Genomic DNA, 26,856 nt, shown 5'->3' on the forward strand with positions numbered 1-26,856 from the left:
CTGTCCTCGAGGGTCACGTCCGTCTCCCTCCTTCCGAAACCCGCCAGGTCTCGGTTGGAGTATTCGGAGGCTGGACTGTGACCCTCTTGCTGTCACGGGAGGTAGCCCTCCAAGTGTTAACACTACGTCCAAACAGTACACGCTAGGCCTTGCGGTGTAGGATCCGGAGCGGGAAACGGGACTCGAACCCGCGACCCTAGAAGAACCTCGCCCCTCCTGCAGCCCTTGCGAATCAAGCCCTTCAGGAGGTGCGCGTCTGCCGTCGCGAGCCTCGTAGACACGACCACCATCTGCTCGAGTTTGCCAGATTATCACCTATGCGCAGCTTCTCAGTCTCGGTGTCGCCGAAGTTTGCAGGAGGTCGGAGATTGCCCGAGGAGGGCATTCTACTGCGGATCCTCCGGGTGCGCCGCGCGCCGCGGTGTCGGCCGCCCCGCGACTGCGCGAGAACGGTACTCAGACCATGAGCGGCCGCCATTTCGGACAATGCCTCGGGTCGAACCAGTGACAGCGATATAGGTCCTAACGTGCGGCGCGTGATAGGGACCGTTGGAGGCAAGCCCGTGGAACTGCCGTCGATACCCAGCATGCACGATCACCACCGAGAGTGGCCCGGTCTCAAAAGGGAGACGGTCGCATCCCCGGGAAAGGCCAAAGGCGCCTCGAGGAGCAGGGGGCCGGTCCCGTGGAGGCGAAGAGACCCGGGGCCGGGGGGATCACCATGGGATACGGGTTCGTGATCGCAGTGGTCGTCGTCGCCGTGATCCTGGCGTGGAACGGGGTCAAGATTGTCCGGGACTATCAGCGCCTGGTGGTGTTCCGCCTGGGTCGCAGCTTCGGCCCCAGAGGGCCGGGGCTCGTCTACCTGATCCCGATCATCGACAAGGCGGTCTGGGTGGACCTGCGGGAAGCGTTCCTCGAGATCCCCGCGCAGACGTGCATCACCAAGGACAATGCCCCGATCTCCATTGATTTCCTGATCTACTGGAAGGTGTTCGACCCCCAGCTCAGCGTGATCCAGGTGGGCAACTTCGCCGGCGCCGCGCAGGGGATCGCCACGACCGGGCTCCGCGCGGTGATCGGCGACCTCAGCCTCGACGAGGCGCTGACGAAGCGGGACCAGATCAACCAAGTCATGCGCGCCAAGCTCGACGAGACCACGGAGCGGTGGGGAGTTAAGGTGACGACCGTGGAGATCCGCGAGATCACCCCGCCGAAGGACGTCCAGGATGCGATGACGCGGCAGATGTCCGCCGAACGCAGCCGGCGCGCGCTCGTCACGGAAGCGGACGGGAAGAAACAGGCCGCCGTCACCATCGCGGAGGGAGAAAAACAGTCGGCCATCCTGAAGGCGGAGGGCGACCGTCAGGCCGCGATCCTCCGTGCGGAAGGGTTCTCGCTCGCCCTGGGCACGATCTTCAACGTCGCCAAGACCGTGGACACGAATACGATGAGCCTCCAGTATCTGGAGGCGTTGAAAGCGCTCGGAGCGGGCCCCGCCACGAAGTTCGTGTTTCCGATGGAGTTCACCAAACTGCTCCAACCGTTCGTGGATGGGGGACGTGGGAGACCGCCGCGGGGGACGCCGTAGCCGCTCCGACCTGCTGCCGGCAAGCACCACTACGGACGCGCTCCACCGGGATCTGGGATCTGGACGTGGCGCCGCACCGTCGAGATGCCCCTTGGCTGCCGCGGTGGCCGCATGGAGGCCATCGTAGGGGATGCTCCAGGGTCGGCCTCGCATCGCACCTGCGGATCTTGCGCTTGCCCGAGGTCTGCGTTCCACCCTGACGGGGGGACTGAGGATGGATACGAGTCACGAACTGGCCCCGCCGCTCACGAATCTTCTGTACGCGATGGCCGAGGAAGGTGCGGATGACTGGGCGACCGGTCCGGGGGGAAATGTGTGGGCCGGGTTGCTGCGAGATGGCGCGGAGATCGCACGGCGTCTCAGGGAACAGATCGAGGCGAACGACGCTCTTGTGCGAGACGAGAACGACCGGGAGGACTGGACAGCTCTCGGCATGGCGTTTGGTGTCATCGTGAGGCGCGACCATCGCAGAAACACCACCTCCGCTCGTGCCTTCACCGACGAGGAGGCACTGCTAGCCGAGTGGGAAGCGACCAAGGCCGAACTGGAACCGAGCGGTGGGGCGGTGGAGACCACCGAGATGGGCAACAGTACCGAGGGGCCATCGTCGGGACCGAAGCCGCCACGCGACGATGAGTGACGCGCGCCACAAGCCACCATCCGTAGAGGGAGCACGCGTTTGCTCCTTTCTGATCTGCCTTCTCGCGCCACCGCCTCGGACCTCGTCGCGTAATCAGCCGGCACTCCCTCCGACCAAATGAGCTGTGCAGTTCATTCAGCGCTATCCCGAAACGCCGGTCGCGTTTCCGGTGGCGCTGTTCAGATCGCGCGCAGCTCGGCGTCCGACGTCCTCGACAGGCGCTGGGCAAGCATTCGGCGGGCACAAGACTCTGGTGGTCGAAGTGTATCGGTACATGACACGGCTACAGTGATTGGTCGGTTCGCCCTTCGCGCTCGTGCTTCGGTTCCTCTTGCACCGTTGACGTTGGGCGGATCCGGTGTTTTATCGCTCAGCCGCCATGCCGTACGGCCGCCTCAGGTCCGCCTCCCAGCTGGAAACACTCGATGCGGCGGCACGTCGGACAGCGAAACACCTTCACCTCGATCCCGGCCTCGTTGCCGTGCGTTGGCCTTGCGAGCGCTTACTTGCCTCACGGGGATTACGACATGCTCTCCCTCCCCCAACCGCTGCAACTCGGCCTCGCACACGCACTTTTCCGCCCTGTGGATACACGGCCACGCGGCTCCTTCCTCATAATATGGGGCGAGTAGAGCACGGTCCGATATTGCCGGCCGCCACCTCACGGGGTACGTGTGTCCTCCAGGAGGTTGCCAGGGCGCTCGGGGATGATGTTGTCTGCGTATTCCGCGCGTTGTCCCTCGTACGACCTCGCTAGGGTTCGTGGTACGTCTGTGGCATGGGCTGGAGAGGTGAAAGTACACTCGGCAGGAGGTAAGAGCGCAAGTGTGGGCAGTTGAGACGCCATGCGGCGTTCGCTTTTCTGTACGAACGAGGGATATACTTGAGTTGGTTCTTCTTCCTCACGTCCACGGCCCGTTTCCTCCATTCGGTCGGTTCCTCGAAGGAGAAAGCCCCATAGAACCTCCCTATTGGGAGATGGAGGGTTGGGCCATGTATCTGAGCACACGGTGGTACGAGAAGGTATCAAATACGCAAGAGTTGGCGCGGCACGTCCGCGAGGATTTTGTCCCCTTGATCAGTGCGGTTCCGGGCTTCATTGGATACTACTTCACGAACGCTGGCGACGGAACGGTGCTGACCACCAGCATCTTCGAGACCAAAGCGAACGCTGAGGAATCCAATCGGGTCGCGGCCGAGTGGGTGAAGAAGAATCCCAAGGTGCTTCCCACCGCGGCGCGGGTGACGACCGGAGAAGTGATTGGGCACAAGGTCAAGGAGACGACCGGGGTCAGGTAGATCAAGTAAGCTGTCCCGGTATCGCGGGTCCGGTTGGATCAAGAGAAGAAGGCCGCGTCGCAGGATCGGGCGCGGCCTGTTCGTCTGAGTCACGGTCAGTAGCTGGTGCTTGCGTTGCTTCTTCATCGCTTCTCATCGACGCCGTGTTTCGTCGAGAAGGTCTTCGCTCACGGTGCGGCGGATTCCGCGACTGCGGCGTCCAGTTCCACAACGGTGCGGATCACGCGGTGGTCGTCGCGGCTACGCATTCGGAGGAGCCACTCGATTTCGGTCTTGTTGCGATCTTGAATCCGAGTCGAGTCCCACGTTGTTGGTGCCGGGACAACCATTGTGGGGAGGTTGCCGTGCCTGCTGGGCGGAGATACACGGCCTGAGATCCGAGTAAACCGCCGCGCCACTTCAACCTCTGACCATCTCTTCCGTTGGAGCCAGCACTTATCCGAACCAACGAAGCGGCTAGAGAGGGGTCTCCGGGTATATGTCCTGGGCGATCATGGGCATCGGTCGGGGCTCCGCGCCGGTGCCGTGGCATCGCGGGCTCAGCACGACTTCTCCTTGCCCCCGCGCAGCGCCCCAACCCTTGCAGTTGTGATCGGGGCAAGAGGCACCTGGGTGGCGCCGCTGTGATGTCCTCTACTCGGGCTCCCCGATGAAGGTCACCCTTGTCGGACCCACCGCCGCCGATGTACGGACTACGCGCTCGCGGCCTGGAAAGGGAACGACGGAACTGGCTTGCAGGCATTGCCAATCGGGGCGTGACTGTCTGACCCGACAGGGTCTCTCACCGAAACAGGCAGATGCTCGCGCGTGCGAGGTGCAGGGATTGACGTCCCTGTTCACCGTTGCGCGGTTGGGCTAAGACAATCTCAGCAGACGAATCGCCATCATTTCCATCCAGACACACGGAAGCGCAAACATGATCCGCTCATACAGCCCGAGCCAAGGGTGCGAGGCACTCCATAGCCCGCTCCACACCAGTAAGAGAATTAAGGTCAGCGTGCCGGTGAACGACCCGACAAGTATGCTGAAGAGAGCATAGCCCCGCCAAGCGCGATCATGTTTCACTTGTGCCCCTGTTGCGAGGCAGCTCAGCGGTAGGAGTACCACCAGTGCGCCGACGACGCTCAGGTGGATCGCGCCATGGATCGTCCAGGTGCCCACGCGGTCGGTCGGGAACACCGCGATCAGCACCAAGCCCAATCCGCTGGCCATTGCAAGGATGTTGATCGCGCCCCACACCCTGCCTGACACCGCACGCTGGATACCTGCTTGAAACACCACGACCAGGACGCCAAAGGCGGAGAAGTTCAGCGTTTGTACCCAACCGTGAGGACCCAACGCGAGCAGGCTGATGTCTGACCGCACTCCATTGTAAGTCGGCTGTGTCTGGCCGAGCACCGTGAGGACGCTCCAGAATAAGATCGGCCCGACGATTCCAGATAGAGCCGGGCCTCGCAGACAGAAGAATTGGCGAGTGGCAGAGAAGCCGGTGAGGCGCATCGCGGAACGGATCCCGAGATCCCAGCGCCCTCGAAACCTTCCGCCACACATCGCTTACCCCAACACAATGCGGACTTGATGTTCCGCGCCATCGTCAGCAAGCGGAATGGTTGCAGAGTCCAGGTGCCTACCGTCCAGTTCAGCCAGAACAACGCCTCGGCAAACGCTGGACGGGTTTTCCACCTGGACACTGTAGACTGCAGAATGATGCCGAAAACGGATGGAGTACCCTGGCCAGGTGCGCGGGATGCAGGGGTCGATGGAGAACATCGGTCCGCGCACGCGAACACCCAACATCCACTCGATCGCCGCACGATAGAGCCATCCGGCCGATCCAGTATACCAGGTCCAGCCGCCGCGTCCCACATGGGGCGGTTCGGAATACACATCGGCGGCCACCACGTAGGGCTCCACTTTGTACCGCTGCACGGTCGCCCGTGAGACAGCGTGATTGATCGGGTTCAGCATGCCGAACAACTCAGCCGCTTTGTCTCCGTCGCCCAGTGCCGCAAAGGCCAACACGGTCCACGCGGCCGCGTGCGTGTATTGCCCGCCGTTTTCGCGGATGCCGGGTACATACCCGTTGATATAGCCTGGGTCGTGTGCCGTCCGATCAAACGGCGGCGTGAGCAACAACACGAGCCCCTCCGGACGCCGCACTAGGGTCTGGTCGACCGCGGCCATCGCGCGCGCTCCGCGGCCCGGTTCGGCGGCCCCGCTGATGACGCCCCAGGATTGAGCAATGGAATCAATCCGGCACACCGTGTTTGTGGCCGACCCGAGCGGTGTGCCGTCGTCAAAATACGCGCGGCGATACCACTCGCCGTCCCACCCGTGCCGTTCGAGCGCGGCCTTCAGTGCGCTCACATGCAACCGCCAGGTCTCCGCACGCTGCTGCTCGCCCCGCGCATCAGCAATCTTCGCAAACTCCCACAGAATCGTATGCAGGAACCACCCCAGCCACACGCTCTCTCCCTTGCCTTGCGGCCCGACGCGGTTCAAACTGTCGTTCCAATCGCCCGTCCCGATCAGCGGCAGCCCATGACTTCCCACCGCGAGGCTCCGATCGAGCGCGCGTGCGCAGTGTTCAAAGAGGGATCCGGCAGTGTCGGAGACCCGCGGTTGGAAGTAGGATTCGTTCTGTCCCTCGGCGAGCGCTTCGCCTTCCAGGAAGGGTACGACTTCATCGAGGACGCCGCGATCGCCCGTCACCTCGATGAATTGGAGGACAGCATAGGGAAGCCATAGCAGGTCGTCCGAAATGCGCGAGCGCACTCCGCGCCCCGACGGCGGGTGCCACCAGTGTTGAACATCGCCTTGCATGAACTGGCGCGCCGCCGCACGCAAGAGATGTTGATGAGCGACGTCGCGTGCCGCCACGGCGAGCGCGATCACATCCTGCAGCTGATCACGGAAGCCATAGGCGCCACTCGCCTGATAGAATGCCGCGCGCGCCCACACCCGACAGGACAGCGTCTGGTAAAGTAACCAGCGGTTCACCAGAATATCCATCGACCGCTCGGGGGTGGTGATTTGGACGGTACCGAGCACGTCGTCCCATCGCCGGGTGACATTTCGTAAAATCTCGTCGAGGTTTGCGGCGCGATAGCGAGTGATCAACTCCCGCGCCGCTTCCCGGCTTTCCGCCTGACCGAGGAAAAAGACGACTTCAACCTGGCCGCCGGGACGCAATTCGAGCTGCCGTTGCATCGCCGCGCACGGATCGAGCCCCGCACCCACCCGTCCCGAAAGCGGTCCTCCTCGCTCTAGCGCCGCAGGTCGCTCAGGCACGCCATTCCGGCCCAGAAACTCGGTGCGATCGCCCGACCAGGAACTCTGGAGTCCACCAAGATCAGCAAACGCCACACGCCCGCCGAACTCGCCGCCCCATACGCTTCGCGCGAACAGCGCGCCCGTTTGCGCGTCATGCTCGGTGACAATGTACGGAGCCGTCGAACTGCGCGAATTCCCGAGAACCCACTCTGCGTATCCAGTCACGGAGAGACGCCGAGAACGCGCCGAGTGATTCTGCAGAATGAGACGGGAGATCTTGATCGGGTCTTCCATCGGAACGTACTCCAGCAGGTGTGTCAGAATCCCGCGCGAGCCATGCTGGAATCGGCTGTACCCTTGGCCGTGCCACGCCACATACGGCGACGACTCATCCCGAACCGGCAGCGGTGTCGGACTCCAGACGTCACCCGTCTCTTCATCGCGAATGTAGAGCGCCTCACCAGGCGGATCCGTCACGGGGTCGTTGGACCAGGGCGTCAGCTGATTCTCATGGCTATTACGCGACCACGTGTAGCCCGAGCCGGACTCTGAAACGAGAAACCCGAACGAGGAGTTCGCAATCACATTGACCCACGGGGCGGGTGTACGCAGGCCCTCCCCGAGGATGGTCACATACTCTCGGCCACCGTCGGCAAAACCGCCGAGGCCGTTGAAGAGTTCGAGTTCGGGCACATTCAACGGTACGTCCGCACCGTTTCCCGGGCGAAGCGACCACGACAGGGGCGGTGCCGCAGGTTCGGCGCGCTGAGCCCGAAGCACTTGCTCAGCCAACGAGCCGTGCCGGCTGAGCAGCACCGCGCGAGCCGCCGTTTGCAACAGTGTGCGGTCCTGCGCAGAAATCAGATCTCCCCGCAGCAGAAAAATGTCTCCGTGTGCATCGCTTGTGTCTGGAGCCATGCGCTGCCGGCGTGCGCGCACCAGCTCATCCAGGACCCTCTGCAGTTCCTGCTCATACGACGGCGGTTTCTCGTTGAGAATGACCAGGTCAACGGATAGCCGCTTCAGACGCCAGTATTCATGCGCCCGCAGCAATTGTCTGATGATTCCTACGTCTTCCGCGTCGTCGATGCGGACCAGCACGATGGGGAGATCGCCTGAAATCCCATGCGACCAGAGTGAAGATTGTTCGAGCGCTCCTCGGCTCAGGACCTCGGGAGGCGGTCGCAACGCAGGATCCGAGTACAGGACAGCATTGGCCAGCCTCTGAAACAAGTGCGCTTCGTCGGGCGTGATCCCCAGATGGTACAGTTGCACTTGCGCCTGCGTCCAGGCCAACGTCAGCGTGCGTTCGATCGTGCCCGCATCCCGGTACTTGTCCGCCAACGCCAGCACCTGCTCGCGCGCCGGCGCGACAATGGTGGAGAACACAACGCGCGCGGTCTTGCCCGGCTGGATACGCACAGCACGCCGCAGGCTCATCACAGGATCGAGGACGGCACCAACGGTGTTCGAAAGAGGCCGTCCGTCGGTAATGGAAACGGGCGCGCGCACATGATGCCCGCGTCCGAGGAACCTGGCGCGATCCGTCTCGCATTGCAGGTTCCCAACTGATTCGCCCTCCACCACCGCCACGTGCGCGATCCAGACCGCCGTATCTTTGTCGCTTTGCCGACGGCGCGTTGCCAGTAGCGCATCCGCAGCCGCGACGAACTCCGTCTCCACAAACAAATTGGAAAACGCGGGATGCGCCACGTCAGCGGCCTGTGGTGCGAGCGACAACTCTGCGTACGACGTGATTTGCACTTCACGGGTGCGGACACCGAGATTGGTGACCGATACGCGACGCACCTCCGCATCGTCCTCGTGCGACACGACAACCTCGAGCGTGGTGGTTAGTGCCCCATCCCGCCGCGTGATTTCGGCACGGTCTTCGGTGAACCGGGCTTCGTAGGCATCGGGGGCGACGCCGCTGGGCTGGTAGCCTGCCGACCAAACCTGACCGGTCTGCGCGTCGCGGAGAAAAATGTAGGTGCCCCAGCAATCCCGTGTGACGTCCTCACGCCAGCGCGTGATCGCGAGATCCCGCCACCGGCTTGATCCCGAGCCCGCGGTCGTCAGCATCACCCCGTAGCGCCCGTTGGAAAGGAGATGCGTCCGCGGCACTGCATCGTGCGGTGTCGTGAATCGGCGCACCGCTGGCGGAACGAGCTCCCTGACGTACGCTCCCGCAGGGACGTCTTCCGCACTCGGCCGGGCAACCAGCACGTCACGCGGCGTACGCTCCTGCAACAGCAGCTCGGTCGCCTGCACGATCGGGTCTGCGTGAAATCGCGCGCGCATGGCGCCATCGTTGAGTACGTTGGCGAGCGCGACCACCGACATGCCCTGGTGGTGCGCCAGGTACGCGCGTACGATCGCGACATGTTCCCCTTCGGGCACTCGGGCCCGCGTGTAATCGAGCGCTTCATAGAATCCGTACGTCCCCGTCCCGCCGACCTTGGCGAGGTGCGTAAAGTTCTGCGTCGCCCTGCCGGGATCAATCATGGCCGCGAGTGCGGTGGCGTATGGTGCGATAACAAGATCCTCACTGAGCCCGCGCTTGAGTCCTAATCCCGGCACGCCAAAGCTTGTATATTGGTACGTGAGGTCTAAGTCCCGTGCGTTGTATCCCGACTCCGAGATTCCCCAGGGTACACGGCGCTCTGCGCCGTAGGCAATCTGCCGTTGTACCACCAACTCGTACGTCTGGCTCAACAAGCTGCCGGTCGGTGACATCATCACGAGTGCCGGCATGAGATACTCGAACATGGAGCCCGACCACGACACGAGGGCGGACCCGCGACCCACCGCCGTCAGCGCTCGGCCGAGACGAAACCAATGGGATGACAGGATATCGCCTTTGGCGATGGCGATAAAGCTCGTGAGGCGCGCCTCCGACGCGAGCAGGTCGTAACAGTTGGGATCCAGGGTACCGTCCGTGACACGATATCCGATGGACACGAGCCTGCGCGTATGATTGAAGAGGAACCTGAAATCCATCTCGTGGAACATGGTCTCAGCCTGCCGCGTGATCGTGGTCAGGCGACGAACGAGTGCGGAGGTATCGTCCGCCGAACGTCGGATGGCCTGCGCTAAGGCATCGACACCCGCCAAGGTGTCGGCGGTCGTGGATGCATGGTCGAGCAAGCCTGCGCGCACTGCCGCAAGCTCGCGCAGTGCCCCTTCAAATCGTTCCGGAGCGTCCGCAAGCGCGGGGAGTGGGTGACACAGCGACTCGATCAATGCCCACTCGGGTGACCGGCCCCTGGGGCGGTCGGCCTTGGCTGTACTCTTGCTCGAATCCAGCCGGATCCATGGAACAAACATCGCCAGATCCCTCGCGTGACTCGCAATGCATGCCGTGACGGCATCGGCCCACGCGCACACCTCGGAGTCGGGAGCGTCCCCGCGTTCCTGGGCGAAGGCGTGGGCAATGTCAGCGACGGTGTGAGCACGCGTCTCCAGCGCGACCAACCGCGCCGCCCACTCGCCGGGGGTGACCGGCATCGGCTGCAGCGAGTTGACCAGCGCGTCGATCGCATTACTGAGCTGCTTCCGGGTGACGATGTGCGTGCGTGGCGTCTCGGCGACCTCGTTGAGCGCCTCGCGTAAGAGCGCGATCGTGTCGTTCACGCCGCCGAACGCACGCCGCCCGAGAAAGGAGTCCTGGATCAGCTCTCGGCAACCGTTCCCGAGGGCGAGCAGATGTCCGGCAAGGTTACCGCTGTCCACCGAGGAGACATACTTGGGATCGAGCGGACGAAGGTCGCGCGTCGCGTACCAGTTGTAAAAGTGCCCGCGAAACGATTCGAGCTGGCGCATGGTCCCGAGGGTGGCTTCCAATCGCTCAACGGCGTCCACCGCACCCAGCCAGCCCAGGTCGCGCGCCGCCAACGTGGACAGCAGATACAGCCCCATGTTCGTCGGCGATGTTCGATGGGCCACGACCGGCTTCGGGTCCTCCTGGAAGTTATCGGGAGGCAGCGCGTGATCTGCGACGGTGACGAAGGCCTCGAAGAAACGCCATGTCCGGCGCGCAATCAACCGGAGGGCTCGGGTGTTTGTCGCGGAAAGCGGCTCGACCCTGGTGCGCCTCGGTGGGAGACTGATCCACCGTGCGACTGCAGGTGCGGCAATCCAAAGAACGATGAACGGAAGCGCGGCGGCCCACCCTGGGTGCCGTTCAACGGCGAGCATCGCCAGCACCGCCACCGCCAGTACCACGCCACCCGCCATGCGCGCATACATGCCAGACAGCGTCAGATCGCCGCCAGACTTGGCCTGCGTCGCGGTCACCCACTCCAAGAGACGCCGACGGGTGATAAACATGCGAGCGACGGTGCGCAGAATCGCGTCGAGCATCAACCAGGTCTGGGACGCCAACAGCGTCACCGTGATCGCCAGTTGCGACGCGCCGATCGAAAGGTCGGTGAGGGCCGCGCGAAAATAGGCGCGCCTGGAGATTCCACGACGGGGCGGTGTGATTCCGACGAAGAAGGACAGCAGCGCGGGAATCGCCATCGTCGTCAAGATGAATGTCGTCCACACCCAGGCGGCAGCGGACGGCAACAGCCAGCCCGCAGCCACCGTGAAGAACGCCGCCGGGGCTGACAACGAGCGCCGCAGATTGTCGATCATCTTCCACCGGCCAATCGCGGGGATCGCAACCGCACGTCGCTCTCCCATCGCTGCGCGCCTGCGTCCGAAGACCCACCGCAACAGTTGCCAATCGCCGCGCACCCAGCGATGCTGCCGGGCAGCTGCCACCTCATAGTGCGCGGGGAATTCGTCGAACAGCTCGATGTCTGACGCCAGCGCGACCCGCGCGAAGATGCCTTCGAAGAGATCGTGGCTCAGCAGCGCGTTATCCGGCATCTTGCCCGCCAACGCCGTCTCAAACGCGTCGACGTCGTAGATGCCCTTGCCAGTGTACGAACCTTCGCGGAACAAATCCTGGTAGACGTCCGAAACCGCGGAGGCATACGGATCCACGCCGCTCGGGCCAGAAAAGATGGTCTGGAACAGCGATCCCTCGTGGTCGACCGGGAGCGATGGGGTGATGCGCGGTTGCACAATCCCGTAGCCTTCCACAACGCGCCCAGCGCGCGCACTGAAGCTCGGGTGGTTGAGTGGATGCGCCATGGTCCCGACCAAACGGCACGCCGCACCGCGCGGCAGACGCGTGTCTGCGTCGAGCGTGATGACGTAGCGAACACCCAACGGGGTTGGTACCGGGCGCCCGCCGACCGGCACAAACGTCGTGTTCGCGCCGCCCCGGAGCACCTGGTTCAGCTCACGCAGCTTTCCTCGCTTGCGCTCCCACCCCATCCACGTGCCCTCGCGCTCGTTCCAGACACGCTTCCGATGAAAGAGCAGGAAGCGCTCGGCGCCGTCAGACGTGGGGCCGTAGAGCTTGTTGAGCTTCGCGACGCCGTCCACGGCGGCCGCAAGAAGTTCGTCATCGCCCGGGAGGCTCTCGGTCGGCGCGTCCAACCAGTCAGAGAGCAGCGCAAACCGCAGTTCGTCATCCGGATTCGCCAGGTAGTGAACCTCGAGCCGCTCCACCAGCTGTTCGACATGTTGTTGGGTCGTGAGCAGCGTGGGCACCACGACGATCGTGCGCAGCTCCCGCGTCACGCCGTTGCGCAGCTCCAGCCGCGGCAACACTTGCGGCCTGAGTACGTGGGTCACCGCACGGTTGATGAACGCGATCGCCAGGTCGGACGCAGGCACCACAGCGAGGAGGCCGAGCAACACCAGCCCCCACGCGGCGACTCCAGCGTCTCGTTCGTGCAACAGCGGCAGCAGCATAATCAGGGCGGTCGCGAGGGCAATCGTCCCAAGGTAGCCTGGCACCGCGCTTCGCAAGTATAGGCGCAAGAGCCGGCCTTGCCACGCGACGCGGTACCCGAGTTCACGCTCAAACGCCAGACGCCCCTCGGCAATCAGGTAATAGCCCGCGTCCGCGCGCCGGTCCCCACGCGGCGCGCCGTCGTCAGGTGGCTCGAGGCGCGCCTGCTTGATGCGGTCCACTACACGTCTCACGACGTCGATTTCCGAACGGTCCGACCCCCGCGAGAGGTCCTCGATCGCATGGCGGTACGAATCCCTCGTGGCAAAGTCCATCTCCGCGAAGTTGGTCGCGTTTCGGAGCATTTCGTCCGCCAAGCTGACGCTCTCAAAGAAATCGGCCCAGTCAAAATCCGTCATCAACCGCATGCTGGTGATGACGTTCCGTACCGTGACGTTCATCGCCGCCTGGGCCTGGTGCTCGGCCCGGACAATGTCGTCAGCCGTCGTCCCCTGCGCAGTCACGTGCTGATCGAGCCAACGCTGGACGACATCCATCTTCGGGCCGAGGTCACGCAGGCGCTGGACAAGCTGGACGATAAAGGCCGTTGCGAGCGGTGCTTTTTCGACGCTGCGGAGGGCCGCTTCCGGTGAGATGGGAGCGCGCCCATTTGTCCCGAGCACGCTGTCTACCAGGGTGTCAACATTCTGACGCGCGGTACGGTTCCGCACGATGCGCTCCGCCAGCCTGCGGAGGTTTTCAACAAGCACCACGCGGAGGCTGATGGCCACGGCCCAGAGCTCACCAATGGTCAGCGGTTGCACCCGCTGGTACGCCGCCACAAACCGGCGTAACATGTCCGGATCGAATCGGCTGTCCGTGTGCGCCACATAGGCCCAGGCCATGCCAAACACGCGCGGATACCCGTGCAGGTGACCCGAGGCGAGCTTCGGGAGTTTGCGGTAATAGCCGGTCGGCAAATCGTCTTCAATCTCGCGGAGTTGTTGATCGACGATGTGGAAGTTGTCAACCAGCCACTCAGCCGCCGGGACTAACGCATACTCCTCCCGAATCGCACGAGCAATCACCCGATACGACTCCAGGAGCACGCGGCCGTTCTCTGCAACCCGCGGGATCAGCGGGCGGCCCTGGTTCGTGTCGTTCGTGACGGTCTGCGCCGCCGCGAGACTCTCGGCGTGCTGCTCTAGCCGTTCCAAGCTGAAGAGTTCCGCCCGAATGGGTTCTTCCGGATCATCGAGCGTGAAGGTTAACGGTTCCTCCCTATTCATGCCGGCAATGTGGGATTCTGGCGCGGGAGGTGTGTACGAGCCGTCGTGCGCTGTCGCTGATTGGTACCCAACCGCCGGCACTTGTGGCACCGGCAATCACCGAGGGCACCGAATGGAATGGCAGCGTGTGGTACCGGTGGAACTGCACCAACGGGTACTCCTTTCATCTATTATCCATCGCAGGGTGAGCATCTGCGTTTTCGGGCATTTCTGTCGGGACTAAATCGCGGAAACCCTTGATTTCATTGATCTGGAGCGGGAAACGGGACTCGAACCCGCGACCCTCTGCTTGGGAAGCAGATGCTCTACCAACTGAGCTATTCCCGCTCGCCCCTACTACGGTAGAGTACCGTACCAAGTATTATAGCTCCTGCGCAGACCGCAGTCAAAGACTCGGCGACCCGCTCGAGCCTACACCGCTATGGTCGTTGCCGGTCGTCACCGAAGCGACCGTTCAAACGATCGACGAGCGCGCGCGCGATGTTCTCTTTCCCCTCCGCGACGGCCTCAACAGTCCCTTCAGGATTGACGAGGTAGCCGATGTGTACTCCTCGTTCGATGTCGCGGAGATCGTTTGCGACCACGAGATCGGCCTGGTTCCGGCCGGCCCAGTCGCGCGCGATCGCGACGAGCTCCGCCTGCTGCTTGCCGACCTCCAGCTTGAACCCGATGAAGAACGTTTGCGGTGCGAGGTTTCGGACCAGCGCCGCGGCCTTGGGGGTGGGCACGAGGCGGATCACCCACTCGTCGGTGGTGCTCGTGACCTTCTCGTGGCGGGCCTGCGCTGGCGCGAAATCGAGGACCGCCATCGCGTGAATCACAGCGTCATAACGGTGTTGTCGCAGTTCATGTTGGAAGATGACGATCAGATCCTCCACGGTGTCGATCGGCAGGAGCCGCAGATGGTCCACGCGACCGCCGCGGACCGTCGGGATCACGCTTCCTCGTCCGTACACGAACGTGACGGCGGCGCCGGCCTCGAGCGCGCCCTCGGCGATCAGCGAGCCCAACCGTCCGGTGGCCTTGTTGGTGAGGAAGCGCACAGCGTCGAGTGGCGCGCGGGTTGGTCCCGAGGTGATCAGGATCCGGCGCCCCCGAAGGCTCATGACGCGGCCGCGGTGAGGGCCTGCGCGATCTCGCCGCGGACCTCCGAATCGTGCTCTCGGTCGAGGCGCGCCTGCAGGGCGTCCCGCGACGCCTCCGTGCCGATCCGGCCCAACGCCCACGCCGCATGTGACCGCACCAGCGGTTCGTCCTCGTCGTCGAGCGCCCGGACGAGCGCGGGCACCGCGGCGGGGTCGGCGAGGTTGCCGAGCGCCACGGCGACGTTGCGGCGGAGACCCCGGCGTTTCGCGCGGGTGACCGCTGAGCCCGCAAAGCGTCGGCGAAACTCTTCCTCGCTGATGTTGAGCAATGTCACCAGCTCGGGTCGAGCGCCCACCCCGGGCCGCGGGGCAAACTCCGGATGGGTGCGTGCCAGCGTCTTCGCGTTGTGCGGGCACACAGTCTGGCAGACGTCGCAGCCGAAGATGCGGTCGCCGATCAGCGGACGCATCTCGAGGGGGATCGCGCCGCGGTGCTCGATCGTGAGGTACGAGATGCAGCGCCGCGCATCGACCGTGTACGGCGCGACGATCGCCCCGGTGGGGCAGGCGTCGAGACAGAGCCGGCATCGGCCGCAATCACCTCGTGCGGGTGGATCGGGCGGCAGCGCAAGATCGGTCAGGATCTCCCCGAGGAATACCCACGATCCGAATCCGGCGCGGGTGATGATGAGCGTGTTCTTCCCGTACCACCCGAGCCCGGCGCGACGGGCCGCAGCGCGGTCGATCATGGGACCGGTGTCGACATAGTACCGGGCGACCTGCGCGCCTTGCGATCTCAAGAAATCGGCGAGCCGCCGCAGTCGCGGAGCCATGACATCGTGGTAGTCGTCCCCACGCGCGTACCGGCTGATCAGCCCCCGGGGCTCACCGGCCTCGGTACGATACTCCCGCGGGGCACCGGCGGCGCCGCGGCCCTGGCCGTCGCCGGCGGCGCTACCTTGCCGAGGCGGCGTGCGCTCGTCGCCGAGCGGCGTCGCGTCCCCATAGTAGAGGCCGACGACGACGAGGGCCTGCGCCGCCGGCTCGACCGCACGGGGACGGGGGGATCGCGGGGCGTTGCGCTCCATGTAGGCCATGCCGCCGTGGTGGTCGGCGGCGACCCAGCGCGCGAGCGCCTCGCCTTCGCGCTCGAACGGCTCGCTTGTCGTGATGCCGCACAGGTCGAACCCCGCGGCGCGGGCCTGGGCTTTGGTCGCGGCCGCGAGCGCGTGGAGGTCGACAGACGGGTCTGCGTTCGTCACCGGGTGCCTCAGGCGGGCGCTGTCGGTCGGAACCCTACGACCTGGAACGTGCCCAGGCGATTATTCGAGGTCGGCCGCCACTCGACGGTGATCGGCGCCGCGAAGTCCGGGGCCATCCGGCCGCGTTCGATCCAGTACCGCGCGTGGGGATCGTTCAGGATAGCGGGACTGGCTTTGGCCACGAGCACCAGCGGTCCGTCGACGACGTGCACCTCATCGAGCTCGGGGATCGCGAGCAGCGCGTCGCGAAGCCGGTCGCGCACGGCGTCCGTGGGGGCGGGACGAACGTTCACGAGCCCGATGTTCCGCCCGAGGGGGCCGATGATCTTGACGTTCGCGAGTTCGGGCCTGACGCCGGCATCCCGCAGCACGCTCAGCACCACCTCGTTGGCGCGCGCGACCGCGCGCCCGTGATACTCCGGGGCCGCGAGCGGCTTGAGGAGGTGCTTCAGCTTGCAGCCCTCGCGGCCGGGATTCTCGCCTATCCGAGGCGGCCGGACGTCCATCGCGTCCGCCAGGGCCAGGATCCGAGGTTTGTCGAGATCGAGGAGCGGAGCATAGTAGTCGTTGCAGACCTTGAGCCCCATCTGGCCCCACGTGTCGCTGCGATTGGCGCCGGTGAGGACGAGGCGGCCTCCGGACACGGCTTTGACCATGCCGAGCTTGATCTCGCGGGTGCAGCGGTTGCACGCCGGGCCGGCGGCCTGGACCCGGTGCTGCTTGAACTGCCCCAGCAGGCAGCGCTGCTGCAACCCGAGACGTTCGGCGACCTCGAGGACGATCTCGTTGCCGCGCGTGTACGCGTACTGTCCCATGTTCACCGTGACGAGCAGGACGTGTCCGGGGCCGAGGGCGTCGCGGGCGAGGGCGGCCGTGACGGTGCTGTCGAGGCCGCCGCTGAACGCCACGACGACCGGCTCCCCGCGCGTCGTCTCGCGGATCTCCCCGAGGAGGGTGTCTCGCAGGTCCACGCTGTAAGCGTACCCGATCCTGACCGGCTTGTCACGGACCCGGACGCCCCAGCGCCCCTGGGGCTGGCCCCGCTGGGGTCCGAGCCAGCCCGCCGCCGTCTCGGAGGGTGCGGGGCGCTCCTGTTCGCTGGCCTGAGCCTCGCGGCGGCCCCGGTCGCGCTGCCCCGTGTCTCTGCGGTTCGTCACTCACGGCCCGCGCGGTCAAAGGCTGACTCAGGTCTCCCCGAAGTGGGGCCGTCCGCCGTCAGGCGATGATGATCCGATCGCCGCTCATGTCGGTGATCGTCGCGAGTGACTCGATCGGCACCCCGAACCGGGCGAGGGTCTGGCGGCCGCCCTCAAACGCTTTCTCGATCAGCGCCCCGATTCCGACGAGCGTCGCGCCGGCCGCCTCGGTCAGGCGTGCCAGACCGAGGATCGTCTGACCGGTGGCGAGGAAGTCGTCGACGATCAGCACACGGTCGCCCCGGGGAAGGTACTCCGGGGAGACGATCAGCTCCGCCGGCCGCCGCTTCGTGTGCGACGGTGCCACGGTCAGGAGCACCTGATCGGGCATCGTCACCGGGCGCTCGCGGCGCGCGTACACGACGGGGAGGCGGAGATGGAACGCCGTGCTTAGGGCCGGCGCGATGCCCGAGATCTCGGCGGTCAGCACGCGGGTGCCCCGCAGCCGGGCGAACCGCGACGCCAGTTCGCGCCCGCACGCATCCATCAGGACGGGGTCGATTTGGTGGTTGATGAACCCGTCGACCTTCAGGATGCCGTTGCCGAGGTTGCGGCCCTCCCTGAGGATGCGGTCCCGAAGGTCCGTCATCGGCCTTGCCGCAGATCGCGCAAGATGCGCTTCGGTACCTTGCAGACCACCGTGTACGCCGGGTTGTACACATTGCCGATCTCGTACTCGACGCACTGACCGAGCAGCGTACTGGCTGCCCGCGCGTCGAGCCCGTGGTCCTCAGCAAGCCAGCGTACCATCTCGGTGGTCGCGTGCTGGAGTGCCTGGTCCAGCGGCCGGGCGTTGCCGAGCGCGAAGATGTATGCGTCGTTCTCGCCGCGCGGCCACTCGATCCGCCGGCCCTTGTGCACGCGCACCGTGAACTGCACCTCGAACGACACTTCGACCCCGTTGCCGACGATTTCGCCGTCCCCTTGCGCCGCGTGGCAGTCGCCGAGGTGGAACAGCGCGCCCGGGGCGAACACGGGGAAGAGGGCGGTCGCTCCCTCGGTGAATCCCCGGTAGTCCATGTTGCCGCCGTGGGGTCCCGATGTCGCCGTCGAGATCGCCTGCCCCCCCGCGGGCGCCACCCCAAAGCATCCCACCATCGGGGCAAAGGCGATCGCCAGGTGAGCCAGCGACGGGATCTCCGCCCGCGTCGCCGCCCGCCGGTGACGGTCGATCTCCGACAACGGCAGCGACGGACGTCCCGCCGCCGAGTCGGCGAGCGTGATCGTGCGGCGTTCCAGATCGATCCACCACTGCGTGACGGCCGTCAGCGGGAGGTCGCGCACGAACGCCGGTTCCAGCACGTTCGGTGCGATCACGGTGCCCGACCACCCGGTCGGACGGTTCGGCGCGAGGCGGTCCAGATGCACGGCCAGCGTGTCGCCCGAGTCTGCGCCCTCGACGTAGAACGGTCCGGTCTGCGGGTTGCCGCGGGGCGCGGCCGACGTTCCGGTGGCGTCAAATCCCCGGGCGTCGAGCGTCGTCGTGACGACCGTGTCTCCGTCGCGGATTCGCAATACGGGCGGATGTGATCCGAGGGTGTTGAAGTAGTGGTGCGGCGTGAAGCGATGGGTACTCATCGTCCCCTCCCGGCGGGGGCGCCGGGACCTGTCGGCCCCACGGTTGCAGACGCCCGATTTGCGAACGGAAAGGGTCTTCAGCGCGCCGGCGCGTGTTCCTCGCCCGCGTGACCGGTGCTGGTTGCCGCGATCCAACGAGTGCAGCGTCGCAACAAGTGCCCGGGGCGGAGCGCGCGAACCGCCGCAAGGGGGGGGAAGTACGGCCCGCGCGCCCCGGTGACCGGGCGTGGCTGAATCTCCGTCCAGCCAGAGTTCATGATAGAGTGTCCCCGTGAAGAACCGCTCAAGGACCTATGAAGATCTGATGTCACCTGAGACGAGAACGCCGGCCGGTGCATGATAGATTGAATCTAGTTTCTCGATAAGCGTCACGGCGCGTTTGCCTTTCGCGTGCCATGGCTTGATCTGCACGGGCTTACGGGTGAGGCGCCGCAAAGGGTTGCGGCGATCTTGACAAGGGTGTGCCGGTTTGGGATAATATACGTTGTAATCAAGAAGTCACCCCTCGTAAGGCTCCGATCGCTTCCAACCGACAAGAGTTCGTGCTTTCGCATGCGGCTTGGCGCGACGGCACCTCCGCGCCCCGACAGTTGGGAGGGGTGCGTCTGCTCCACCGCCTCACGGGGGACGCAGGGTCGGGCGCCGGACCTTGCGAAAGTCTCCCCGGTGTCCCTGGAGGTGGGTGGATGTTCTACGGCATCTGCACCACGTGCGGGACGCAGCTTGCTCCGTCGGACCGCCGGCCTGTTCGTTGTCCGATCTGCGACGAGGAGCGCCAGTATGTCAACTGGCACGGGCAGGCTTGGGTCACCATGGAAGATCTGCGTCGCGACCACCGGAACGTGATCGGCGAAGAGGAACCGGGTCTGACCGGGATCCGAACCGAGCCGAGCTTCGCGATCGGCCAGCGCGCCCTCCTCGTGCAGACGCCGGCCGGCAACATTCTCTGGGACTGCGTGAGCCTGATCGATGACGAGACGGCGGAGACGGTGCGACGCCTCGGCGGCCTCGCGGGGATCGCGATCTCGCATCCGCACTACTATTCGTCGATGGTCGACTGGAGCGCGACGTTCGGGGGAGTTCCCATCTACCTGCACACCGCCGACCGAGCGTGGGTGATGCGTGCCGACTCGTCGATCGTGTACTGGGACGGAGACACCCTCGTCCTTCCGGGTGGGCTGACGCTCCTTCGCTGCGGCGGCCATTTCCCCGGGGCCGCTGTGCTCCACTGGCCCGGAGGCGCGGGCGGCCGCGGCGCGCTCCTGACGGGAGATACCCTGCAGGTGGTGCCAGATCGCCGGTGGGTCAGCTTCATGTATAGTTACCCAAACCTCATTCCCCTCGATGCCGCGACCGTGCGGCGCATCGCCCGGGCGGTCGCAGGGTTTCGTTTCGATCGCATCTACGGGGCATTCGCGGGGCGCGTCATCGCGAGCGGCGCCGCCGCCGCCGTGCAGCGGTCCGCGGACCGCTACGTGCGCGCGGTCGAAGGCTGACGCCGCGACGGGGTGCACCGATGGACACGCCGAACCTGGAGATTCGGACGCGCGAGTGCGCTCCCGGGATCGTGCTCGTCGAGCCCTTCGGAGAAGTGGACCTCGGCAACACCGCGGCCGTCGAGATAGCGGTCCGCGACGCCGTCGGCCGCGGGCGTCACGTGATCGTGGCGCTCGGGGGTCTACGGTATCTCGACAGCACCGGCCTGAATTCGCTGCGGCAGTGCCACGCCATGGCGGAGCGCTTGGGTCAGAGACTGGTCGTGGCGGAGCCCACCCCCGTCGTGCGGCGCGTCATGGATGCGATTGACTTCCCGCGCCTGGTCCCGGTCTTTTCCCGGACGGCCCTCGCGATCGCGGAGCTGACGTCCGGGTCGCGCGGCCGCTCGGAAGAAGAGCGTGGAAGTTGACCGGACGTCAGGTTTGAATTCCACACGAGCCGGGGAAAACTACTGTTGCCCTGGAGCGGTGAGGAGGCGAGCGCCGATCGACGCCTCGCGTGGAAGAAGCCGACGAGTCACCCGCGAACATGACTGGCGCCCGCGCCTCGGCTGTCTCTGATGGCGGCTGGACGCGGTTCCCACCGTTCGCACGGCGCACGGTCCCACAATGCGACTTCGGTCGCGGTCCTGTTGGCCGCGTTGTGTGTGGGCGGCCTCGTCTGGGCGTTTCACGCCGACTTTCCCGCCGACGGATGGCTCTTCCTCTACGCGCTGCCCGTGATCGGAGCCGCCGCGTATCTCGGCGGGCGGATCCCAGGCGGTGTTGCGGGGATCTTCAGCCTGCTCGCAGCGCGGTACTTCATCGTCTCGCCCGCGTACTCGTTCTCACTGTTCCCGGCCATCCTGCCGGTGCTCGGGTTGTTTGCCCTCTTGTCCGCGTTCGTCGTCGAGGCGTCCGTGCGGCTGCGCGATGCGGACATCGCGGCCCGGAAGCTCGCGTCGATCGTCGAGTCCTCGGACGACGCGATATTCAGCGAGACGGTCGATGGGACCATCCTGACGTGGAACGCCGGCGCGGAGCGACTGTACGGGTACGCGCCTGCGGAGGTGATCGGACGCTCCGTTTCGATGCTCGCGCCGCCGGAGCACGCGGACGAGATCGCGGGGATCCTGACGCGCCTGCGGCGGGGGGAGCGCGTCGAGCGTCACGAGAGCGTGCGCCTGAAGAAGGACGGGACCCGCTTCGACGTGTCCCTGACCATCTCGGCGATTCGAACTGCCTCGGGAATGATCGCGGGCGCTTCCGTAATCGCCCGCGACATTTCGGATCGCAAGCGCATCGAACGACAGCAGCAGGTGCTGACCGAAGCCAGCGAAGCCCTCGCGCGGTCGCTCGAAGTGGATGCCAACCTTGAAACCCTCGCCGGGCTGCTCGTGGCCGAACTCGCCGACTGGTGCATCATCGATCTCGTCGGTGACGATGGGACGTTGCGCACGGCGATTACGAAACACCGGGATCCGGCCCGTATGGCGTTGATGCGCGAGGTGCAGCGTCAATATCCCCCCGACCTGCGGTCCGGATACGGATCGGCGAACGCGGTGCGAACGGGCAGGGCGGAAGTGTACCCGGACGTCTCGGACGCGTTGCTCGAGGAGGCCATGCCCAACGCGGCGCTGCGTTCGATCATGCGCAACCTTGGGTCGCGGTCGGCGATGGTGGTGCCGCTGACGGCCAGGGAACGGGCGTTTGGAGCGATCACCCTCTTCTCCGCGGAGTCCGCCAGGCGGTACACCGGCAGCGATCTTGTGTTCGCCGAGGAACTTGCGCGGAGGGCGGCGCTGGCCCTGGACAACGCGCGGCTCCACCGCTCCGAGCAGCTCCAGCGGGCTGCAGCTCAGCGCGCCGTCGATCGGATCGGCCGGATGCAGGCGGTCACGGCGGCCCTTTCGGAGGCCGTGACGCCGGAGCAGGTCGCCGACGTGATCGTCACGCACGCCCTGCAGACGCTCGGCGGTACCGCGGCCGGTCTGTTCTTGATCGGGCCGGACGGGTCCACCGCAGAGCTCGTTCGGGCGGTGGGATACCCGCCGGAGATCACGCAGCGGTCGCGCCGGCTTTCGCTTGAGCAGCACCCGGTGCTCGCTGCCGCGATCCGGACTCGGCGGGTCGCGTGGCGCGACCCCGACGACGATGCGGACGCCCCCGAGCACGAGGGGATTCCGGAAGCGTTCCGGCGGGACGCCCGCGCATCGATTCCCATGATGCTGCACGGGCGCGCGATCGGCGTGTTGAGCATGAACTTTCGCGACCGCCACAGTCCGGGGGCGGACGACCTCGAGTCCATGCTCACGCTGGGGTGGCAGTGCGGCCAGGCCGTCGAACGGGCGCGCCTGTATGCCCGAGAACATCGGGTCGCCGAAACGCTTCAACGCGCGTTCTTGCCGGGCGTGCTGCCGCAGCTTCCAGGGATCGCCGTACACGCCGCGTACCGCTCCGGAGGGGTCCGGGAATCGGACATCGGAGGAGACTGGTACGACGTGTTCCGGCTGCCGAACGGGCACCTCGCGCTTTCCATCGGGGATGTCGCGGGGCGGGGGCTGCGGGCCGCGGTGACGATGGGACAACTCCGCCAATCGATTCGTGCGGCGGCGCTTGAGCACACCGATCCTTCGATCGTGCTGAAGCATGTCAGCGACCTGCTCGCGCTCACTGACGGCGACGACACGATGGCGACGGCGTTGTTCGGAGTGCTCGATCCGAACACGTGCGTCCTGGCCTACGCCACGGCGGGCCATCCGGCCCCGATCCTGGTCGGCCATGACCTGGAGCCTGCCCGGCTCGGGTGTGGCGGATTGCCCCTCGGCTACCTGGGGGACGAGCCGCTACCGCTTCAGACGGTTGAGTTGCCCGCGGGAAGCTTGCTGGTTGTGTACACAGACGGACTCGTCGAGACCCGGTATGATCCGATTGTGGGAGAGGCTGCGGTGATCGAGGCCGCGCGGCGCGAGTTGGCGGAGGCGACCTCAGATCACGCTGAGGGCATCGTGCGGCGGGTGCTGACGCACGAACCGATTCGCGACGACATCGCCGTGATCACGTTGGCGGTCGCAGGGACACGGCTTGACCGGTTCGAGATCACCCTGCCGGCCGAGCCGCGGAACGCCGTGTTGATCCGCCAGGCGCTCCGCAGGCTCGCGCTGGACGCTGGTTTGGATCCAGACCGTCTGGCCTCGGTGACCGTGGCGGTGGGCGAAGCCGTCAACAACGTGATCGAGCACGCGTACGGCGCGAAGACCGGGCCGGTGCGCGTTCGGGCGCGGCTCGATGGGTCGGTGCTCCGCATCGACGTGGCGGACGAAGGGACGTGGCGGCCGGTGCGACCCGCCGACGGAGGGGGACACGGGCTCCACGTGATGAAGGCGCTGGTCGACGTCGTCGAGGTCGACACGACGCCCGCGGGTACAACGGTGCGCCTGGCGGTGAAGCTGCCCGACGACCGCGGCCCGGGCCGGCGGGCTCCGTCTACGGCCGACGGCTCCATCCCGGCTGCCCCGCTCGCGGTCTCGGGCGCGCCGCTCGCCGCGGTGGGTCCGCCGCGGGGCGTGACCGCGCTGCCGCCGGGGCACCCGGTGGCCTTGAAGATCTCCCAGATCGACGGGATTCCTGTCGTGACGGTGGCCGGTGACCTGGATCTGGAGAACACCGACGCATTCGCAGCAACACTCGACCGCGCGGCGCGTGCGGAATCCGGGACCGTGATCGTGTCGCTCGGCGACGCCACGTACCTCGACAGCCATGCTGTCGGCACCTTGTTCCGGTTTGGGCGTCGGCTCACCACCAACCGGAGGAAGTTGCTGGTCGTTGCTCCATCGTCCGGGGCGCTGCGGCGGATCGTCGATATCGCTGGAATGCAGGCGGTGCTGAGGATCTTTGATTCGCTGGCGGAGGCTGCGCGCAGCGCCCTGCCGACCATCGACGCCTCGTGACGGTTGCCGGCGCGCACCGACCCGATCGTCCCCGGCGCCAGGCGGTGGTTCGCTCAAGGCGGCTTCGCCATCGGGGAGTTGCAACGATATGAGTGGAGGGCCGAAACAGCGCGGGATGGGACGCCCCGCGGGATAGCTAGTCGTCGTCGTCTTCGTCGTTCTTGTCCTTCTCCTTGATCTTTGCTTCCATAATGATGCGATCGGCCGTGGCAGCCACGATCTTGTAGCCCTTTGCGGCCCATTCGTTCAGCTCAACGCTGGCATCTTTGCCGTACAGGACGCGCACCTCAATATAGTGACGCCGGCCCGCCATGGTATCCTCCGCAGAGTACCATCGAATCGACATCCCGAATCGACATCCATCGGGGATACAACTATACAATTACCCGGAGGTCCTGAATAGGCAGGTCTGCGGGAAATTCTTGTCAAGACTTTGGTTGATCTGTCCTGCAACACTCCCTGCAATGGTTAGACCATCGGCCGCTACGCAGGCCGCACGCCGGCGGCCTCTCGCCTGAGACTACGCCGGCCCGTTTGACGAACCCGCGTCATCCGACTCCGCGCTTCGGCTCACCCCTTGACCGCACCTGCCGTCAACCCCCGGATGAACTGCTGCGACAGCATAACGTAGAGGGCGAGCACCGGCGCCGCCGCGAGCGTCAGCCCGGCGAACAGGAGGGCCCAGTTGGTCTGATATTCACCGAAGAACACGGTGAGCCCGAGCGGCACGGTCTTCAGCGCGTCTTCGTGGATGAACACGAGCGGGAAGAAGAAGTCGTTCCAGATCGGGATTACGTTGTAGACGGTCACGATCGCGAGCGCCGGGCGGACCAGCGGGAGCAGGACCCGGAGGAGGATCCCCACCTCGCCGGCGCCGTCGATCCGCGCCGCCTCGTCGAGTTCGTGCGGGATGGTGCGCAGGAATCCCGTCAGGATGAACACTGCGCTCGGCAGGCCCGACGCCGCGTACACGAGGATGAGCGACCAGAGGTTGTCGAGTAGAGACAGGTCCCGCATCAGGACGAACAGCGGGATGATCGCCAAGCGGATCGGCACCATGATGCCAGCGAGGAAGTAGACAAAGATCAGATCGTTGCCGCGGAACCGGTAGCGGGCGAGCGCGTACGAGGCGAACGTGCCCGTTACCAGGATCAGGCACATGGACGCGACCGTCACGACGACGCTGTTGCGGAAGTAGATGCCGAAGTGCGCCGCGTTCCAGACCTGCGCGTAGTTGTCCCAGCGCAGCGTGCTCGGCAGGTCGAACGGCTCCTGGAAGATCTCCCGTGTCGTCTTCAACGACGACAGCACCATGAACGCCATCGGAAGGATCACGAGCAGTGTGTTGGACACGAGCAGCGCCTGCACGGCGCCGGTCGCGACCAGACCGCCCGGTCCCCGGCCAGACGCGCCCCGGCTCACGGGGGGCGCGATCATCCCTCGACCTCGCGCCGGCGAAGGTACACCGCGCCCAGGCCGCTCGTCACCAGGATCAGTGCGAACATGACCACCGCGATCGCGGAGCCGATCCCGACGTCCGGGTTTCCGGTATCGATCGCGCCGAACGCTGAGCGGTAGAACAGGAGGCCCAGCACATCGGTGGAGTGGAACGGCTCTCCGGTGACGCCCTGCATCACATACGGCAACTCGAACCAGTTGAACGCCCCGATGAACGTCAAGATTACGATGATGTTCACCTGGGGAGCGAGCAGCGGGAACACGACCCTCCAGAACAACGCCCCCGGTCCGGCGCCGTCTAGCCGCGCCGCCTCGAGGTACTCGTCCGGGATCGCCTGGATGCCGGCGAGAAACACGATCGTCGGGAACCCGACCCACCGCCACGCGTTGACGAGGATGATGCTCAGAAGCGCGGTGTGGGTATCGCCGAGCCATGGCCGCGCGAGGGCGCCCGCGCCGACGAGGACGAGAAGCTTGTTGACGGCGCCCCAGACTGGGTTCAAGAACAACTCCCAGAGAAACCCGACGATCACCAGCGACAGCACCACAGGCATGAAGAAAATCGCCCGGTAGACCCCGGCGCCCCACGCCCGGCCCGCGAGCAGTACCGCGAACAGAAGGCCGATCCCGTTCTGGATCACCATCGTGAGCACAAACGCCCAGACGTTGTGTTCGAGCGCCCCCAGCATCCGTATGCTATAGGGGTACTCGGTCAGCAGCCGCCGGAAGTTTGCCAGGCCAACGAAGCCGCCGCGCACGATCCCGTCCCACCGGTACAGGCTGTAGGCCATGGCGCCAACGATGGGATAGGCGAGGAACACGGTGAACAGGATGAACGCCGGGGCGAGAAACGCCGCCACCCATACCGCGCGCGCGCGATGGTAGGGCAGCCTCGGGCGCAGCGCGGGCGGTCTCCCGTTCATCGGCGGCGAGCCCTCGTAGAAAAGACCGGGGCGGGTCGTCGCCCGC

Annotated in this window: 16 protein-coding genes and 1 tRNA gene; 6 read left to right on the forward strand and 11 right to left on the reverse strand. The window is 65.6% G+C overall.

What is annotated here, in order from left to right:
• The first annotated feature begins 721 nt into the window (after positions 1 to 721).
• From VKZ50_05205 to VKZ50_05215, 3 genes are all read left to right on the forward strand, one after another.
• Positions 722 to 1,591, forward strand: coding sequence for an SPFH domain-containing protein (locus VKZ50_05205; GenBank protein ID HLJ59111.1), 870 nt, complete (start codon positions 722 to 724; stop codon positions 1,589 to 1,591).
• A 214-nt stretch (positions 1,592 to 1,805) separates the two neighbouring features.
• Complete coding sequence (locus tag VKZ50_05210) at positions 1,806 to 2,231, forward strand: hypothetical protein (GenBank protein ID HLJ59112.1); 426 nt, start codon at positions 1,806 to 1,808, stop codon at positions 2,229 to 2,231.
• Positions 2,232 to 3,224: 993 nt separating this feature from the next.
• Positions 3,225 to 3,530, forward strand: coding sequence for a hypothetical protein (locus VKZ50_05215; GenBank protein ID HLJ59113.1), 306 nt, complete (start codon positions 3,225 to 3,227; stop codon positions 3,528 to 3,530).
• Between the two features lie 855 nt (positions 3,531 to 4,385).
• Here VKZ50_05215 and VKZ50_05220 read toward each other — a convergent pair.
• The 8 genes from VKZ50_05220 to VKZ50_05255 form a co-directional block, all read right to left on the reverse strand.
• Positions 4,386 to 5,081, reverse strand: a complete 696-nt coding sequence (locus VKZ50_05220; protein HLJ59114.1) for a DUF998 domain-containing protein — start codon at positions 5,079 to 5,081, stop codon at positions 4,386 to 4,388.
• Positions 5,082 to 5,084: 3 nt separating this feature from the next.
• Positions 5,085 to 13,811 (reverse strand): glucoamylase family protein, encoded by an 8,727-nt coding sequence (locus VKZ50_05225; GenBank protein ID HLJ59115.1) that lies wholly within the window; start codon positions 13,809 to 13,811, stop codon positions 5,085 to 5,087.
• Positions 13,812 to 14,134: 323 nt separating this feature from the next.
• Positions 14,135 to 14,210 (reverse strand) — tRNA-Gly (locus tag VKZ50_05230).
• 92 nt (positions 14,211 to 14,302) lie between these two features.
• Complete coding sequence (locus tag VKZ50_05235) at positions 14,303 to 14,989, reverse strand: phosphopantothenoylcysteine decarboxylase (GenBank protein ID HLJ59116.1); 687 nt, start codon at positions 14,987 to 14,989, stop codon at positions 14,303 to 14,305.
• A complete protein-coding gene (gene queG / locus VKZ50_05240; protein HLJ59117.1) occupies positions 14,986 to 16,230 on the reverse strand; it encodes a tRNA epoxyqueuosine(34) reductase QueG in 1,245 nt (414 codons plus the stop codon). The genes VKZ50_05235 and queG overlap by 4 nt, the downstream gene beginning before the upstream one ends.
• Positions 16,231 to 16,238: 8 nt before the next feature.
• Positions 16,239 to 17,387, reverse strand: a complete 1,149-nt coding sequence (locus tag VKZ50_05245) for an ExsB family protein (GenBank protein ID HLJ59118.1) — start codon at positions 17,385 to 17,387, stop codon at positions 16,239 to 16,241.
• A 58-nt stretch (positions 17,388 to 17,445) separates the two neighbouring features.
• Entirely contained in the window at positions 17,446 to 18,015 is a 570-nt protein-coding gene (gene xpt, locus VKZ50_05250; protein ID HLJ59119.1) for a xanthine phosphoribosyltransferase, read from the reverse strand.
• Entirely contained in the window at positions 18,012 to 19,004 is a 993-nt protein-coding gene (locus VKZ50_05255; GenBank protein HLJ59120.1) for an acetamidase/formamidase family protein, read from the reverse strand. Before VKZ50_05255 ends, xpt begins: the two co-directional genes overlap by 4 nt.
• Positions 19,005 to 19,690: 686 nt before the next feature.
• On the opposite strand from VKZ50_05255, the gene VKZ50_05260 reads away from it, so the two are divergent.
• The 3 genes from VKZ50_05260 to VKZ50_05270 all read left to right on the forward strand — a co-directional run bounded on the left by VKZ50_05260 (position 19,691) and on the right by VKZ50_05270 (position 24,429).
• Complete coding sequence (locus tag VKZ50_05260) at positions 19,691 to 20,500, forward strand: MBL fold metallo-hydrolase (GenBank protein ID HLJ59121.1); 810 nt, start codon at positions 19,691 to 19,693, stop codon at positions 20,498 to 20,500.
• Between the two features lie 20 nt (positions 20,501 to 20,520).
• A complete protein-coding gene (locus VKZ50_05265; protein HLJ59122.1) occupies positions 20,521 to 20,910 on the forward strand; it encodes an STAS domain-containing protein in 390 nt (129 codons plus the stop codon).
• A 222-nt stretch (positions 20,911 to 21,132) separates the two neighbouring features.
• Positions 21,133 to 24,429, forward strand: coding sequence for a SpoIIE family protein phosphatase (locus tag VKZ50_05270; GenBank protein ID HLJ59123.1), 3,297 nt, complete (start codon positions 21,133 to 21,135; stop codon positions 24,427 to 24,429).
• A gap of 136 nt (positions 24,430 to 24,565) precedes the next feature.
• On the opposite strand, the gene VKZ50_05275 is transcribed toward VKZ50_05270, so the two are convergent.
• From VKZ50_05275 to VKZ50_05285, 3 genes are all read right to left on the reverse strand, one after another.
• Entirely contained in the window at positions 24,566 to 24,742 is a 177-nt protein-coding gene (locus VKZ50_05275; GenBank protein ID HLJ59124.1) for a hypothetical protein, read from the reverse strand.
• 257 nt (positions 24,743 to 24,999) lie between these two features.
• On the reverse strand, positions 25,000 to 25,866 hold the full coding sequence (locus VKZ50_05280) for a carbohydrate ABC transporter permease (GenBank protein HLJ59125.1): 867 nt from the start codon (positions 25,864 to 25,866) through the stop codon (positions 25,000 to 25,002).
• Positions 25,863 to 26,810 (reverse strand): sugar ABC transporter permease, encoded by a 948-nt coding sequence (locus VKZ50_05285; GenBank protein ID HLJ59126.1) that lies wholly within the window; start codon positions 26,808 to 26,810, stop codon positions 25,863 to 25,865. The genes VKZ50_05280 and VKZ50_05285 overlap by 4 nt, the downstream gene beginning before the upstream one ends.
• Positions 26,811 to 26,856 lie beyond the last annotated feature (46 nt).

Source organism: bacterium (genome assembly GCA_035295165.1).
In the GTDB taxonomy this organism is placed as follows: Bacteria; Sysuimicrobiota; Sysuimicrobiia; order Sysuimicrobiales; family Segetimicrobiaceae; genus JAJPIA01.